This window comes from Pseudomonas sp. 02C 26 (assembly GCF_002843585.1).
In the GTDB taxonomy this organism is placed as follows: Bacteria; Pseudomonadota; Gammaproteobacteria; order Pseudomonadales; family Pseudomonadaceae; genus Aquipseudomonas; species Aquipseudomonas shirazensis.
In genome coordinates this window covers 4826336-4841897 of record NZ_CP025262.1, presented here as the reverse complement: position 1 = coordinate 4841897, position 15562 = coordinate 4826336, and the positions used below count along the sequence as shown (strand labels likewise).

11 protein-coding genes and 4 pseudogenes are annotated in these 15562 nt (G+C 63.1%); 11 read left to right on the top strand and 4 right to left on the bottom strand.

Features of this window, described 5'->3' with window-relative positions; genetic code table 11:
* Position 1 precedes the first annotated feature (1 nt).
* The gene (gene gbcA, locus CXQ80_RS22125; RefSeq protein WP_101322476.1) at positions 2-1294 is read right to left on the bottom strand and encodes a glycine-betaine demethylase subunit GbcA; all 1293 of its coding nucleotides are present in this window, start codon (positions 1292-1294) and stop codon (positions 2-4) included.
* Between the two features lie 293 nt (positions 1295-1587).
* Between gbcA and gbcB the strand changes: the two genes are divergently transcribed.
* Positions 1588-2688 carry a glycine-betaine demethylase subunit GbcB gene (gbcB, locus tag CXQ80_RS22120; RefSeq protein WP_101322475.1) on the top strand — a complete coding sequence of 367 codons (1101 nt, stop codon included), beginning with the start codon at positions 1588-1590 and terminating at the stop codon, positions 2686-2688.
* A 30-nt stretch (positions 2689-2718) separates the two neighbouring features.
* On the opposite strand, the gene CXQ80_RS25435 is transcribed toward gbcB, so the two are convergent.
* The gene (locus tag CXQ80_RS25435) at positions 2719-3582 is read right to left on the bottom strand and encodes a methyl-accepting chemotaxis protein (protein WP_371411592.1); all 864 of its coding nucleotides are present in this window, start codon (positions 3580-3582) and stop codon (positions 2719-2721) included.
* Positions 3574-4329: pseudogene (locus CXQ80_RS25430) on the bottom strand (MCP four helix bundle domain-containing protein); the annotation flags it as partial. The pseudogene CXQ80_RS25430 and the gene CXQ80_RS25435, both read right to left, overlap by 9 nt.
* Before the next feature lie 297 nt (positions 4330-4626).
* Here CXQ80_RS25430 and CXQ80_RS22110 point away from each other — a divergent pair.
* From CXQ80_RS22110 to CXQ80_RS22090, 6 genes and pseudogenes are all read left to right on the top strand, one after another.
* Positions 4627-4857 (top strand): hypothetical protein, encoded by a 231-nt coding sequence (locus CXQ80_RS22110; protein ID WP_101322473.1) that lies wholly within the window; start codon positions 4627-4629, stop codon positions 4855-4857.
* A complete protein-coding gene (locus CXQ80_RS22105) occupies positions 4854-5156 on the top strand; it encodes a cell division protein ZapA (RefSeq protein WP_101322472.1) in 303 nt (100 codons plus the stop codon). Before CXQ80_RS22110 ends, CXQ80_RS22105 begins: the two co-directional genes overlap by 4 nt.
* A gap of 158 nt (positions 5157-5314) precedes the next feature.
* Positions 5315-6388 (top strand): annotated as a pseudogene (locus CXQ80_RS25425) (cache domain-containing protein); the annotation flags it as partial.
* A 126-nt stretch (positions 6389-6514) separates the two neighbouring features.
* Positions 6515-7252, top strand: coding sequence for a methyl-accepting chemotaxis protein (locus CXQ80_RS25420; protein WP_371918947.1), 738 nt, complete (start codon positions 6515-6517; stop codon positions 7250-7252).
* Positions 7253-7393: 141 nt separating this feature from the next.
* Positions 7394-7696 (top strand): annotated as a pseudogene (locus CXQ80_RS22095) (chemotaxis protein); the annotation flags it as partial.
* 142 nt (positions 7697-7838) lie between these two features.
* Positions 7839-8141, top strand: a pseudogene (locus CXQ80_RS22090) (chemotaxis protein); the annotation flags it as partial.
* 154 nt (positions 8142-8295) lie between these two features.
* On the opposite strand, the gene CXQ80_RS22085 reads toward CXQ80_RS22090, so the two are convergent.
* Entirely contained in the window at positions 8296-9345 is a 1050-nt protein-coding gene (locus tag CXQ80_RS22085) for a low specificity L-threonine aldolase (protein ID WP_101322470.1), read from the bottom strand.
* Between the two features lie 293 nt (positions 9346-9638).
* Between CXQ80_RS22085 and glyA the strand changes: the two genes are divergently transcribed.
* The 4 genes from glyA to CXQ80_RS22065 are packed head-to-tail and all read left to right on the top strand — an operon-like array spanning position 9639 to position 15520.
* Positions 9639-10892 carry a serine hydroxymethyltransferase gene (glyA, locus tag CXQ80_RS22080; RefSeq protein ID WP_101322469.1) on the top strand — a complete coding sequence of 418 codons (1254 nt, stop codon included), beginning with the start codon at positions 9639-9641 and terminating at the stop codon, positions 10890-10892.
* A 15-nt stretch (positions 10893-10907) separates the two neighbouring features.
* On the top strand, positions 10908-12158 hold the full coding sequence (locus CXQ80_RS22075) for a sarcosine oxidase subunit beta family protein (protein WP_101322468.1): 1251 nt from the start codon (positions 10908-10910) through the stop codon (positions 12156-12158).
* Between the two features lie 15 nt (positions 12159-12173).
* Entirely contained in the window at positions 12174-12509 is a 336-nt protein-coding gene (locus tag CXQ80_RS22070; protein WP_101322467.1) for a sarcosine oxidase subunit delta, read from the top strand.
* A complete protein-coding gene (locus CXQ80_RS22065; protein ID WP_101322466.1) occupies positions 12506-15520 on the top strand; it encodes a sarcosine oxidase subunit alpha in 3015 nt (1004 codons plus the stop codon). Before CXQ80_RS22070 ends, CXQ80_RS22065 begins: the two co-directional genes overlap by 4 nt.
* Positions 15521-15562 lie beyond the last annotated feature (42 nt).

Genomic DNA, 15562 nt, shown 5'->3' with positions numbered 1-15562 from the left:
GCTACTGGGCTTTGACTTCCTTGAGATACGGCGCCGGCTCCGCCCCGAGGTTTTCCAGCACCCGCTGGCTGTACCAGTCGATGAAGTTGACCACGCCGAACTCATAGGTCTTCGAGTAAGGGCCTGGCTGGTAGGCGGTGGAGTTGATCCCGCGCTGGTTCTCTTCGGCCAGGCGGCGGTCCTGGTCGTTGGTTGCGTCCCACACCTTGCGCATCTGCTCAGGGTCGTAATCGACGCCCTCGACGGCGTCCTTGTGCACCAGCCACTTGGTGGTGACCAGGGTCTCCTGGGCGCTGATCGGCCACACGGTGAAGACGATCATGTGGTCGCCCATGCAGTGGTTCCACGAGTGCGGCAGGTGCAGGATGCGCATCGAGCCGAGGTCGGGGTTCTTGATCCGGCCCATCAGCTTCTTGCTCGCCTGCTTGCCGTCCATGGTCATCGACACGGTGCCCTTGAGCAGCGGCATGCGCACGATGCGGTTACGCAGGCCGTGGCTCTTGTGCAGGTAAGGAATCTTCTCGGCGTCCCAGGCGGCGGCCGAGGCGGCCACGTGGTCCTTGAAGGCCTGGTCGGCGCGCGGGTCTTCGGTGTCGTCCCACTCGAGCAGGGTCTTCAGCAGTTCGGGGTGCGAGCCGTTGCAGTGGTAGCACTCGCGGTTGTTTTCCAGCACCAGCTTCCAGTTGGCCTTTTCCAGCAACTGGGTTTGCACCGCGATCTTGGTGTTCTCCATGTCGTACGGTTCCATGTAATGGTCCAAGGTGGCCAGGAACTCGTCGATGGCTGGCGGGTTCTCCGCCAGGCTGATGAAAATGTAGCCACCCGCAACCTTCACATTGACTGGCTTGAGGCCGTACTGCTTCATGTCGAAGTCGGCGCCCATTTCGGTGCCGGCGAACAGCAGACGGCCGTCCAGTTCGTAGGTCCACTGGTGATAGTGGCAGACCAGCTTGGCGACCTTGCCCTTGTCGCTGGTGCACAGGCGCGAGCCGCGGTGGCGGCAAACGTTGTGGAACGCATGCACCTTACCTTCGGCGCCGCGGATGACAATGATCGGGTTTTTGCCGACTTGCAGGGTGAGGAAGTTGCCCTTGGTCGGGATCTCGCAGGTCATGCCCGCGATCAGCCATTCCTTCTGGAAAATTTCCTGCATGTCGATCTGAAACAGACGCTCGTCAGTGTAGAACGGCTGGGGCAGCGAGTAGGTGCGCTCGCGGGTCTGCAGCATCTCGGCGGTGGCCTTGCGTGCAGCTTCCAGTGGATCGCCCAGGCTCAGGGTTGCGGTGACGTCCATCGTTGTAATCCTCAAGGCCGATAAAGGCCGGCGAAAGGTGGCTAATCGTTGTTTTAGTGCCGCAAGGCAGGTGCAGAAAACATCAGGTCTATTTGCCGTGGAGTGTGCGATCAAGGGCGCCTTGAGCCGTATCCATGGGCGACATGGCCGAATCGAATTCCGACGCGCCAGCCCTTGTCGTGCGGGGCTGGTCGCGATAAGCACGCCGATGTCGCTGATGGGAATGTGCCGGGCCACGGCCTTGAGCATTATCGGAGCCATAAAAGGCCGGTAGTCGGCCGTTGGAGAACAACATGTCCGAAACATTCCTCAACCCGGTCAGCACCCAGACCTGGGCCAACGGCCGCCACATCGTGCGCTGCGTCAAGGTCATCCAGGAAACCTGGGATGTGCGCACCTTCTGCTTCATGGCCGACCAGCCGATCATGTTCTTCTTCAAGCCCGGCCAGTTCGTCACCCTGGAGCTTGAAATCGAAGGCAAGCAGGTGATGCGCTCGTACACCATCTCCAGTTCGCCATCGGTGCCGTACAGCTTCTCGATCACGGTCAAGCGGGTACCGGGTGGGCATGTTTCCAACTACCTGCACGACACCATGCACGAAGGCGCCGAACTGCCGGTGCACGGCCCGGTCGGCTTGTTCAACGCAATCGATTTCCCGGCACCGAAGGTGCTCTACCTTAGCGGTGGCGTCGGTATCACCCCGGTGATGTCGATGGCGCGCTGGTTCTACGACACCAATGCCAATGTCGACATGGTGTTCGTCCACAGCGCGCGTTCACCGAAGGACATCATCTACCACCGCGAGCTGGAACAGATGGCCTCGCGCATCCCCAACTTCAGCCTGCACATCATTTGTGAGAAGCACGGGCTGGGCGAGCCGTGGGCAGGTTATCGGGGGTATCTGAACCAGCGCCTGATGGAGCTGATCGCCCCGGATTACATGGAGCGCGTGGTGTTCTGCTGCGGGCCTACGCCGTACATGAGCGCGGTCAAGCGTATGCTCGAGGCGGTCGGCTTCGACATGAAGAACTACCACGAGGAGTCGTTTGGCGCGACCCCGGCGGAGGCCAAGGCCGACGCTGTCGAGCACGCCGAACAGGCAGCCGATGCTCCGGAAGTGGATCTGTCCGATCTGAACCTGGTGGAGTTCGTCGGCAGCGAGAAGAGCATCCGCGTGGCCCCGGGCGAGACCGTGCATGCGGCGGCGGCCAAGGTCGGCCTGATGATCCCGAAAGCCTGCGGCATGGGCATCTGCGGCACCTGCAAGGTGCTCAAGCTGGGCGGCGAAGTGGACATGGAGCACAACGGCGGCATCACCGAAGAGGATGAAGCCGAGGGCTACATCCTCTCCTGCTGCAGCGTGCCGCGCGGCGACGTTCGTATCGAGTACTAAGCCGAGGCCGCTTGAGCGCTGCAGCCTGGGTCAGACGCGGAAGCGTGCAACCAGGCTGCTGAGGTCAACTGCCAGGCGCGACAGCTCGGCACTCGCCGCGCTGGTCTGGTGTGCCCCGGTGGCGCTTTGCACCGACAGGTCGTTGATGTTGACCAGATTACGGTCGACTTCGCGGGCGACCTGAGCCTGCTCTTCGGCCGCACTGGCGATGACCAGGTTACGCTCGTTGATGTGTGCTACGGCCGTGGCGATGGTGTCCAGCGCCAGGCCCGCGCCGCGGGCGATGTTCAGGGTCGATTCGGCGCGTTCGGTGCTGGTGCGCATCGACTCGACCGCCTGGCCGGTACCGCCCTGGATGGTGCCGATCATGCGCTCGATCTCGCTGGTCGACTGCTGGGTGCGATGCGCCAGTGCACGCACTTCGTCAGCCACCACGGCAAAACCACGCCCGGCCTCACCGGCCCGCGCTGCCTCGATGGCGGCGTTGAGGGCGAGCAGGTTGGTCTGATCGGCCAGGCCGCGAATCACGTCGAGTACCTTGCCGATATCACGCGACTGTTCGGCCAGGTGAGTGATCAGCTTGGCAGTACCCTGTACGTCACCGCTCATGCGCTCGATGGCGCTGACGGTTTCCAGTACCAGGTCACGGCCATCGCTGGTGGAACGGCTGGCTTCAGCCGAAGCCTCCGAGGTGCTGACGGCATTGCGCGCCACTTCCTCGACCGCGCTGGTCATCTCGGTAACGGCAGTGGCGGCCTGTTCGATTTCGGCGTTCTGCTGCTGCAGGCCGCGCGCGCTCTCGTCGGTCACGCTGTTGAGCTCTTCGGCCGCCGAGGCCAGCTGGGTAGAGGAGCCGGCGATCAGGTGCAGGGTGTCGCGCAGCTTTTCCTGCATGCGGGCCATGGCTCGCTGCAGGCGCGCTGCTTCGTCGCTGCCTTCGGCGCGAATGGTGTGGGTGAGGTCGCCGTCGGCTACCTGTTCAGCTGCCTGCAAGGCTTCTTCGATCGGCTTGACGATGCTGCGGGTCAGCAGCAATGCGCAGATCAGGGTCAGCACGGTGGCGGCGATGAGCAGACCGATCACCAGGGTGAACGCCGTGCTGTACTGATTGGCGGCGGTGGCGTTGGCGTTGCGCGCCTGCTCGGTGTTCATTTCCAGCAGGGTGTTCATGACCTTGTTGATCTGCTCGGAGTTGGTCAGCAGGTCGCGGTTGAGCAGGTCGGCCAGTTCCTCGATGCGGTTGGCCTGGCTCAGGTTGCGCATGCGGGTTTCCAGCTGGCGGTACTGGGTCAGCAACTGGCCGTACTGATCGAACGCGGCTTGTTCTTCGACATCGACGATAAACGTCTGGTAACGGCTCTGCGCCTTGTCGATTTGCGCGTTGCGCTCGTCCAGCAGGCGCAGGGTGTCTTGCTGAGCGGCCGGGTCACGATTGACCAGCAGACGATAGGACAGCGTACGCAAGCGCAGGCTCAACGCGGTCAGTTCATCGAGGGTTTTGATGCTCGGCACGTTGATGCTTTCGATGGCGACACCCGCCTGGCGAATCTTGCCCATCTGGACCAGCGAAAACACGCCAAGGCCAAGCATCAATGCGCCGATCAAGGCAAACCCGAGCAAGGCGCGCGGGGCGATATTCATATTGCGTAGGGACATGATTTGGACAATCCGGGCAAGGTAAGGTGGCGCGCAATCCTTGCGTCGAGATAAGACCTGTATGGCTATCGGTCATGACCGGCCAGTCTTGAGTTCGATGAGCAAAAGCCCGAGTTGGCCGCGACAAATCCTGACCGGCGGTTGACCCAGGCCGGAACAAGGTGGCCGATCCCCTGTCAATCTGGCCTGGCTGAAGCCTTTTGACCCGATATTTAATGGCGGGGGCGCGTGCTTTTCTTTATCGTGTGCGCCCTCTGCAACAACCCGAGATAGACATACCCCATGTTGGAAACTTCCCTGAATCAACTCGAGCAGCTGGTCAACGACCTGATGCAGAAAAACACCCAGCTGAGCGAGCAGAACGCTGCCATCGCCCAGGAACTGGCCCAGGCCAAGGAAGACAACGACAGCCTGCAGCTGTCGCTGATGGAACAGGAAGAGAAACACGGCGCCACTGCTGCGCGTATCCAGGCGCTGGTTGAGCGCGCCAGCGCAGGTGTCGTCAACGGATGAAACTGCAAGCGCAGCCGATCAATGTCGTGTCGATTCTGGGTATCGACTATTCGATCAAGGCCCCTGAAGGCCAGGAAGAGACCCTCTCGCAGGCTGTGCGGATGCTCAACACCGCCCTCAACGAAACCAAGCGCCAGTACCCGACCCTGATCGGTGACAAGCTGCTGGTGCTGGCGGCGCTGAATCTGTGCTCGCGGCAGATCGAACTGCAAAAAGAGCATCAAGTGACGCTCGCCCGCACCCAGGCGCAGATCGATGCCACGGTAGATGCCATCGCACGCACCATCGGCGAGCAGTAAAGCACCAGCCAACAGGCAAAATTCGAGCGGGGGGCAGCCATGCGGTGACGCGTGGCTGTTCCCCGTTTTGCGTTAGCGTTTGTCGATGATTGCTGGATTGAATGGATACGTAAGTGTATACAATCCCCCAAAACAAGAATCCTGGGGGAGGAAAACGTATGCGTATCTGGCGGCGAAGTATCCAGTTGCAGTTGATCGCAGGCATGGGCACGGCCCTGTTGGTGAGCATCCTGGTGGTGGTTGCGATCTATACCGTGGCGGTCAATCGCCTGACCGAGCGCTATTTGCTCGACACCGCTCTGCCGGCCAGCATCGAGGCCATTCGCAACGATATCGAGCGCATGCTTAGCCAGCCGCTGGTGGCGGCCGCCGATATTGCCGGCAATACCCTGCTGCGTGACTGGCTCGCTGCCGGTGAGAATCCCGCCGAGGCGGCGCGCTTCATCGAATACCTGGACGCTGCCAAGCAGCGCAACCATGCGTTTACCGCGTTGTTCGCCGCCACTGCGAGCGGCCACTACTACAACGAGAAAGGCCTGGATCGCACCCTTGGCCGGCAGAACCCCAAGGACCAGTGGTTCTATGGCTACATCGACAGTGGTGCCGAGCGGCTGATCAATATCGACGTGGATGGCGCCACCGGCGAGGTGGCGCTGTTCATCGACTACCGCATCGAAAAGGCCGGGCAACTGGTCGGCATCGCCGGCATGGGCTTGCGCCTGACCGAGTTGTCCAAGCTGATCCACGACTTCAGTTTTGGCGAGCAGGGCAGGGTCATGCTGGTGCGCAACGACGGCCTGATCCAGGTCCACCCGGACAACCAATACAGCGCCAAACGCACGCTCGCCGAACAGGTCGGTGGCGACGCCGCCAAGCGTTTACTGGGGCGGGGCGCAGGCCTGCAGCGTAGCCAGTTCGAACGTGACGGCGAGCAGTATCTGGCCCTGAGCCTGCCGCTGCGTGATCTCAACTGGACGCTGGTGGCTGAAGTGCCGCAGGCGCAGATCTACGCGCAGATGCGCCAGGCGGTGTGGTTGACCAGCTTGATTGGTGGGGCAGTAGCCTTGCTCTCATTGCTGCTGGTGGTGCTGCTGGCGCGCGGGTTGGTGCGCCCGATCCGTCAGGTGACCACGGCGCTGGTGCAGATTGGTGGCGGCGCTGGCGACCTGAGCCATCGCCTGGATGATTCCCGCGAGGATGAACTGGGTGATCTGGCTCGCGGCTTCAACCGCTTTCTCGACAGCCAGAGGGCGCTGATCGCCGAGGTGCTGGGCACTACCGAGCGCCTGCACCGTTCGGTCGAACAGGTGACGCAGGTAGTCGGCAACACCGCCGACCGCTCGGAGCGTCAGCAACAGATGACCGAGATGGTCGCCACCGCCGTGCACCAGATGGGCCTGACTGTGCAGGACGTTGCGCAAAACGCAGGACATGCGGCGTACGCCTCGCAGTCGGCGCGTGACGAAGCGGTGCAGGCGCGCCAGCAGGTGCAGCAGTCGGTACAGGGCATCCATGGCATGTCCGGTGAAATCAGCCGGGCCGCCGAGGCGGTGGGCCAGTTGGCGCAGGAAGTGGCCTCGATCGATGAGGTGCTGGCGGTGATTCGCAGCGTTTCCGAGCAGACCAACCTGCTCGCCCTCAATGCGGCCATCGAGGCGGCCCGCGCCGGTGAAATGGGCCGCGGCTTTGCCGTGGTCGCCGATGAAGTGCGCACCCTGGCCCGGCGCACGCAGCTGTCTACCGATCAGGTGCAGCAGATGATTCAGCGCCTCAAGCAGGGCGCGGGCGTGGCTGTGACGTCAATGCAGGCAGGCCAGCTGGCCACCGGTAGCGGGGTTGAAGCAAGCCAGCGCACCGGCGCCTCGCTGGGGGCGATCACCGATCAGGTCGAGCGCATCAGTGACATGAATCAGCAGGTGGCCACCGCGACCGAGCAGCAGTCAGCGGTGACTGAAGAGATCAATCGCAACGTGCAGGGGATTTCCGACCTGGCCCGGCAGACCGCCGCCGAGGTGCTTGGTTGTCGCGAGGAATGCCAGGCACTGCGCCGCTTGGCCGATGACCTGGCGCGGCAGATGGGTGGTTTCAGGCTGTAAAGGGCAGTCGCCGGGGGTTGCCGCGAGCCTGTAGGAGCGGCCTTGTGTCGCGAAAGGCCAGCGAAGCTGGCCCGACGATAGTGGCGGCGAAGCTGAGAATCTGGGGCCGCTGCGCGACCCTTTCGCGACACAAGGCCGCTCCTACAGTCAATGCAGGCAGGCCAGCTGGCCACCGGTAGCGGGGTTGAAGCAAGCCAGCGCACCGGCGCCTCGCTGGGGGCGATCACCGATCAGGTCGAGCGCATCAGTGACATGAATCAGCAGGTGGCCACCGCGACCGAGCAGCAGTCAGCGGTGACTGAAGAGATCAATCGCAACGTGCAGGGGATTTCCGACCTGGCCCGGCAGACCGCCGCCGAGGTGCTTGGCTGTCGCGAGGAATGCCAGGCACTGCGCCGCTTGGCCGATGACCTGGCGCGGCAGATGGGTGGTTTCAGGCTTTGAAATGCAGTAGCCGGTGTTGCCGCGCCCTCCTGTAGGAGCGGCCTTGTGTCGCGAAAGGCCAGCGAAGCTGGCCCGGCGATAGTGGCGGCGAAGCTGAGAATCTGGGGCCGCTGCGCGACCCTTTCGCGACACAAGGCCGCTCCTACAGTCAATGCAGGCAGGCCAGCTGGCCACCGGTAGCGGGGTTGAAGCAAGCCAGCGCACCGGCGCCTCGCTGGGGGCGATCACCGATCAGGTCGAGCGCATCAGTGACATGAACCAGCAGGTGGCCACCGCGACCGAGCAGCAGTCAGCGGTGACTGAAGAGATCAATCGCAATGTGCAGGGGATTTCCGACCTGGCCCGGCAGACCGCCGCCGAGGTGCTTGGTTGTCGCGAGGAATGCCAGGCACTGCGCCGCTTGGCTGATGACCTGGCGCGGCAGATGGGTGGTTTCAGGCTTTGAAATGCAGTAGCCGGTGTTGCCGCGCCCTCCTGTAGGAGCGGCCTTGTGTCGCGAAAGGGTCGCGCAGCGGCCCTAGGATTTGTGCAGCGCCACAAAATGTTGGGGCCGCTACGCAGCCCTTTCGCGACACAAGGCCGCTCCTACAGGGATGGCTCTACAGAGGGGTGACTGCCACGACGGCGCGGATATCCGCCGCCAGCTCACGCACGCGCGTGAGTTCGGTGTCCCACGAGCACATGAAGCGTGCGCCGCCGCTGCCAATGAAGGTGTAGAAGCGCCAGCCCTTGTTGCGCAGCGCCTCGAGCGCCGGCTCCGGCATTTGCAGGAACACCCCGTTGGCTTCCACCGGGAACATCAGCTTCACCTGCGGCAGGTCGCTGACCAGCGAGGCCAGCAACTGCGCGCAGTGGTTGGCGTGGTTGCCGTGGCGCAGCCAGGCGCCGTCTTCCAGCAGCCCTACCCAAGGCGCGGAGAGGAAGCGCATCTTCGATGCCAGCTGGCCGGCCTGCTTGCAGCGGTAGTCGAAGTCTTCAGCCAGCTCGCGGTTGAAGAACAGGATCGCCTCGCCCACGGCCATGCCGTTCTTGGTGCCGCCAAAGCACAGCACATCGACGCCGGCCTTCCAGGTCAGCTCGGCCGGCGAGCAGCCGAGGAACGAGCAGGCATTGGTGAAGCGCGCGCCATCCATATGCAGGTTGAGGCCCAGCTCCTTGCAGGTGGCGCTGATCGCCTTGAGCTCGTCGGGGCGGTACACGGTGCCGACTTCGGTGGCCTGGGTGAGGGTCACCACGCGTGGTTTCGGATAGTGGATGTCCTGGCGTTTGAGCGCCACTTCGCGGATCGACTCAGGCGTCAGCTTGCCGTTGACGCTGGGCGCGGTGAGCAGCTTGGAGCCGTTCGAGAAAAACTCCGGAGCGCCGCATTCGTCAGTCTCGACGTGGGCGGTCTCCGAGCAGATCACGCTGTGGTAGCTCTGGCACAAGGAGGCCAGGGCCAACGAGTTGGCTGCGGTGCCGTTGAAGGCGAAGAACACTTCGCAGTCGGTTTCGAAGATCTTGCGAAAGTACGCCGCCGCACGCTCGGTCCACTGATCATCGCCGTAGGCGCGCTCGTGGCCTTTGTTGGCCTTGGCCATCGCCGCCCAGGCTTCGGGGCAGATGCCGGAATAGTTGTCGCTGGCGAATTGCTGGCTGTTATCTGTCATGACACGGTCCTGTGAACGACGCAGAGATGCACTCTAAACGATCATTTACCCGGTTGCCTATACAACCGTGCACGGCGCAATTGCCCGGCCCGCCGGCGGCTCAAGCACGCGGGCGCAGGCCGATGGCTGATTCTGGCAAGCATGCCCGCGCGCGACAGCCCAGCGGCGAATGTCGTAAACGCGCCATTGCAAGGCGTGCGCAGGCATCTGACCCACCCGCCGCAGTCATACCATCGGCACAAAGGGGCACTGAACCCTACTGACAAAAAATGATCGCTGCCGGGAGACACATGATGTTCAGCAAGCAAGACCAGATCCAGGGTTACGACGACGCGCTGCTGGCGGCGATGAATGCCGAAGAACAACGTCAGGAAGATCACATCGAGCTGATCGCTTCGGAAAACTACACCAGCAAGCGCGTGATGCAGGCCCAGGGCAGCGGCCTCACCAACAAATACGCCGAAGGCTATCCGGGCAAGCGCTACTACGGCGGTTGCGAGCACGTCGACAAGGTCGAGGCGCTGGCTATCGAGCGCGCCAAGCAACTGTTCGGTGCCGACTACGCCAACGTCCAGCCGCACTCCGGTTCGTCGGCCAACAGCGCTGTATACCTGGCCTTGCTGCAAGCCGGTGACACCATTCTGGGCATGAGCCTGGCCCATGGCGGCCACCTGACCCACGGCGCCAAGGTCTCGTCCTCGGGCAAGCTGTACAACGCGGTGCAATACGGCATCAACACCGACACCGGCCTGATCGACTACGACGAAGTCGAGCGCCTGGCGGTCGAGCATCAGCCGAAGATGATCGTTGCTGGTTTCTCCGCGTACTCCAAGACCCTCGACTTCCCGCGCTTCCGCGCCATTGCCGACAAGGTGGGTGCGCTGCTGTTCGTCGACATGGCCCACGTTGCTGGCCTGGTTGCCGCTGGCCTGTACCCAAACCCGCTGCCGTATGCCGACGTGGTCACCACCACCACCCACAAGACCCTGCGCGGTCCACGTGGCGGCCTGATCCTGGCCAAGGCCAACCCGGACATCGAGAAAAAGCTCAACGCGGCGGTATTCCCCGGCGCCCAGGGCGGCCCGCTGATGCACGTCATCGCCGGCAAGGCAGTGTGCTTCAAGGAAGCGCAGGAGCCTGGCTTCAAGCAGTACCAGCAGCAGGTCATCGACAACGCCCAGGCCATGGCCGAAGTGTTCATCAAGCGCGGTTATGACGTGGTGTCCGGCGGTACCGACAACCACCTGTTCCTGGTCAGCCTGATCCGTCAGGGCCTGACCGGCAAGGACGCTGACGCAGCCCTGGGCCGCGCGCACATCACTGTCAACAAGAACGCCGTACCCAACGACCCGCAGTCGCCGTTCGTTACCTCGGGCCTGCGCATCGGCACCCCGGCGGTCACAACCCGCGGTTTCAAGGTGGCTCAGTGCGTGGCACTGGCCGGCTGGATCTGCGATGTCCTCGACAACCTGGGCGACGCCGACGTCGAAGCCGACGTTGCCAAGCAGGTCGCCGCACTGTGCGCCGACTTCCCGGTTTACCGCTGAGTGGAGTAACAGACAATGGAACGCTATTCGGGCTTCGGCCTTTTCAAACACTCCCTCAGCCACCACGAAAACTGGCAGCGCATGTGGCGCACGCCGACCCCGAAAAAGGTCTATGACGTGGTGATTGTAGGCGGCGGCGGGCATGGCCTGGCGACGGCTTACTACCTGGCCAAGGTGCACGGCATCACCAACGTTGCCGTGGTCGAAAAAGGCTGGCTGGGCGGCGGCAACACCGCGCGCAACACCACCATCGTTCGCTCCAACTACCTGTGGGACGAGTCGGCCAAGCTCTACGAGCACGCCATGAAACTGTGGGAAGGCCTGTCGCAGGACATCAACTACAACGTGATGTTCTCCCAGCGCGGCGTCTACAACCTCTGCCACACCCTGCAGGACATCCGTGATTCGGAGCGTCGAGTCAGCGCCAACCGCCTCAACGGCGTCGACGGCGAGCTGCTCAATACCGACCAGGTCGCGGCCGAGATCCCGTACCTGGACTGCTCGAAGAACACCCGCTACCCGATCCTCGGTGCAACCGTTCAGCGCCGTGGTGGTGTGGCCCGTCACGATGCCGTGGCGTGGGGCTTTGCCCGCGCTGCCGACGCCCTCGGCGTCGACCTGATTCAACAGACCGAAGTGACCGGTTTCCGCAAGGAAAACGGCGCGGTGATCGGTGTCGAGACCAACAAGGGCTTCATCGGCGCCAAGCGCGTCGGCGTGGTCACTGCCGGTAACTCCGGGCACATGGCGCGCCTGGCGGGCTTCCGTCTGCCGCTCGAGTCGCACCCGCTGCAGGCGCTGGTTTCCGAGCCGATCAAGCCAATCATCGACAGCGTGATCATGTCCAACGCGGTACACGGCTACATCAGCCAGTCGGACAAAGGTGACCTGGTCATCGGCGCCGGTATCGACAGCTGGGTTGGCTACGGCCAGCGCGGTTCGTACCCGGTGATCGAGCACACCCTGCAGGCGATCGTCGAGATGTTCCCGATCCTCTCGCGGGTACGCATGAACCGCCAATGGGGCGGCATCGTCGACACCTGCCCGGACGCCTGCCCGATCATCTCCAAGACCCCGGTGAAGAACCTGTTCTTCAACTGCGGTTGGGGCACCGGCGGCTTCAAGGCCACCCCAGGCTCAGGCAACGTGTTTGCCGCAAGCCTGGCCAAAGGCGAAATGCACCCACTGGCTGCGCCATTCTCCATCGACCGCTTCTACAACGGTGCGCTGATCGATGAACACGGCGCTGCGGCCGTCGCCCACTAATCGGAGACAATCGTCATGTTGCATATTTTCTGTCCCCACTGCGGCGAGCTGCGCTCCGAAGAAGAGTTTCACGCCTCAGGCCAGGCCCATATTGCCCGCCCGCTCGATCCGGCGGCTTGCTCCGACGAGGAGTGGGGTACCTACATGTTCTTCCGCGACAACCCGCGTGGCATTCACCACGAACTGTGGGATCACGTCGCCGGTTGCCGCCAGTATTTCAACGTCACCCGCGACACCGTGACCTACGAAATTCTGGAAACCTACAAGATCGGCGAGAAGCCGCAGATCACTGCCGCCAGCAAGGCTAGCGCCGCGCCGTCGACCGTCAAAGGCCTGGGGGAAAAAGTATGAGCCAGAGTTATCGCCTTGCCAGCGGCGGCCGTGTCAACCGCGGCAAAGTCCTCAATTTCAGCTTCAACGGCAAGACCTATCAGGGTTACGAAGGTGACAGCCTGGCTGCCGCGTTGCTCGCCAACGGCGTCGATGTGGTCGGCCGCAGCTTCAAGTATTCGCGGCCTCGCGGGATCATTGCAGCCGGCACCGAAGAGCCGAATGCGATCCTGCAGATCGGTTCCAGCGAAGCCACCCAGATCCCCAACGTGCGCGCCACTCAGCAGCCGCTGTATGCCGGCCTGGTCGCGACCAGCACCAACGGCTGGCCGAACGTCAACAACGACGTGATGGGCATCCTCGGCAAGGTCGGTGGCAGCATGATGCCGCCGGGCTTCTACTACAAAACCTTCATGTACCCGAAATCGTTCTGGATGACTTACGAGAAGTACATCCGCAAAGCCGCCGGCCTCGGTCGCGCGCCGCTGCAGAACGACCCGGACAGCTACGACTACATGAACCACCACTGCGACGTGTTGATCGTCGGTGCTGGCCCTGCCGGCCTGGCCGCAGCGCTGGCCGCTGGCCGCAGCGGTGCGCGGGTGATCATCGCCGATGAGCAGGAAGAGTTCGGCGGCAGCCTGCTCGACAGCCGTGAGACTCTCGATGGCAAGCCTGCCACCGACTGGGTCGCGGCTACCGTGGCCGAGCTGCAAGGCATGGCCGAAGTGCTGGTACTGCCACGCGCTACCGTCAACGGCTACCACGACCATAACTTCCTGACCATCCACGAGCGCCTGACCGACCACCTCGGTGACCGCGCGCCGATTGGCCAGGTGCGTCATCGCGTCCACCGCGTGCGTGCCAAGCAAGTTGTGCTGGCGGCTGGCGCCCACGAGCGTCCGCTGGTGTACGGCAACAACGATGTGCCGGGCAACATGCTCGCCGGCGCTGTCTCCACCTACGTGCGTCGCTACGGCGTGGCGCCTGGGCGCAAGCTGGTGCTGTCGACCAACAACGACCACGCCTATCGCGTTGCCCTGGACTGGCACGATGCCGGCCTGCAAGTGGTTGCGATCGCCGATGCACGCCACAACCCACGCGGTTCGCTGGTGGAAGAAGCACGCGCCAAGGGCATTCGCATCCTCACCTCCAGCGCTGTGGTTGAAGCGGCTGGCAGCAAGCATGTGACCGGTGCGCGGGTTGCCGCCATCGACGCCCAGGCGTTTACCGTGACCAGCCCTGGCGAAACCCTGGCCTGCGATCTGATCGCGACCTCCGGCGGCTACAGCCCGATCGTCCATCTGGCCTCGCACCTTGGCGGGCGTCCGGTATGGCGTGAAGACATCCTCGGTTTCGTCCCGGGTGATGCGCCGCAAAAGCGCGTCTGTGTTGGCGGCATGAATGGCGTCTACCCGCTTGGTGATGTCCTGGCCGATGGTTTTGAAGGTGGCGTGCGCGCCGCTACCGAAGCCGGCTTCAAGGCCGTGGTCGGTACCCTGCCCAAAGCCGTCCAGCGCACCGAGGAGCCTACCCTGGCCCTGTTCCAGGTGCCGCATGACAAAGGCACTCGTGGGCCGAAGCAGTTCGTTGACCAGCAGAACGACGTCACCGCTGCCGGCATCGAGCTGGCGACCCGTGAAGGCTTCGAGTCGGTCGAACACGTCAAGCGCTACACCGCGCTGGGCTTCGGTACCGATCAGGGCAAGCTGGGCAACATCAACGGCCTGGCCATCGCCGCCCGTTCGCTGGGTATCAGCATTGCGCAGATGGGCACCACCATGTTCCGCCCCAACTACACGCCGGTTACCTTCGGTGCGGTAGCGGGTCGTCACTGTGGTCACCTGTTCGAGCCGGTACGCTTCACCGCACTGCATTCCTGGCACGTTAAAAACGGCGCCGAGTTCGAGGATGTCGGCCAGTGGAAACGTCCGTGGTATTTCCCAAAACCCGGTGAAGACATCCACGCTGCCGTTGAGCGTGAGTGCAAGGCCGTGCGCGACAGCGTCGGCCTGCTGGACGCCTCGACCCTGGGCAAGATCGACATTCAAGGCCCGGATGCGCGTGAGTTCCTCAACCGCATCTACACCAACGCCTGGACCAAGCTCGATGTGGGCAAGGCCCGTTATGGCCTGATGTGCAAGGAAGACGGCATGGTCTTCGACGACGGCGTGACCGCCTGCGTCGGCGACAACCACTTCATCATGACCACCACGACCGGCGGCGCAGCGCGCGTGCTGGGCTGGATGGAGCTGTACCTGCAGACCGAATGGCCGGAACTGAAGGTGTACTTCACCTCGGTCACCGACCACTGGGCAACCATGACCTTGTCTGGCCCCAACAGCCGCAAGCTGCTGGCCGAGATCAGCGACATCGACCTGGACAAGGACGCCTTCCCGTTCATGACCTGGAAGGAAGGCACCGTTGGCGGCGTGCCGGCGCGGGTGTTCCGCATCTCGTTCACCGGTGAGCTGTCGTACGAAGTCAACGTCCAGGCCAACTACGCCATGGGTGTGCTGGAAAAGATCGTTGCGGCGGGCAAACAGTACAACCTGACCCCGTATGGCACCGAGACCATGCACGTGCTGCGTGCCGAGAAGGGCTTCATCATCGTTGGCCAGGATACCGATGGCTCGATGAACGCCGACGACCTCAACATGAGCTGGTGTGTCGGACGCAACAAGCCGTACTCGTGGATCGGCCTGCGTGGCATGAACCGCGAGGACTGCCTGCGCGAAGACCGCAAGCAACTGGTCGGGCTCAAGCCGATCAACCCTAAACAGTGGCTGCCGGAAGGCGCTCAGCTGGTGTTCGATCCGAAGCAGCCGATCCCGATGGACATGGTCGGTCACGTCACCTCCAGCTATGCCTCCAACTCCCTCGGCTATTCGTTCGCCATGGGTGTGGTCAAGGGTGGTCTCAAGCGCATGGGTGAGCGGGTGTATTCGCCGCAGGCCGATGGCAGCGTGATCGAAGCAGAGATTGTGTCTTCGGTGTTCTTCGATCCGAAGGGTGAGCGGCAGAACGTCTGACGCCAGACCGATGCTCAACTCTCGTGGCCGCGGCCGAGCGCC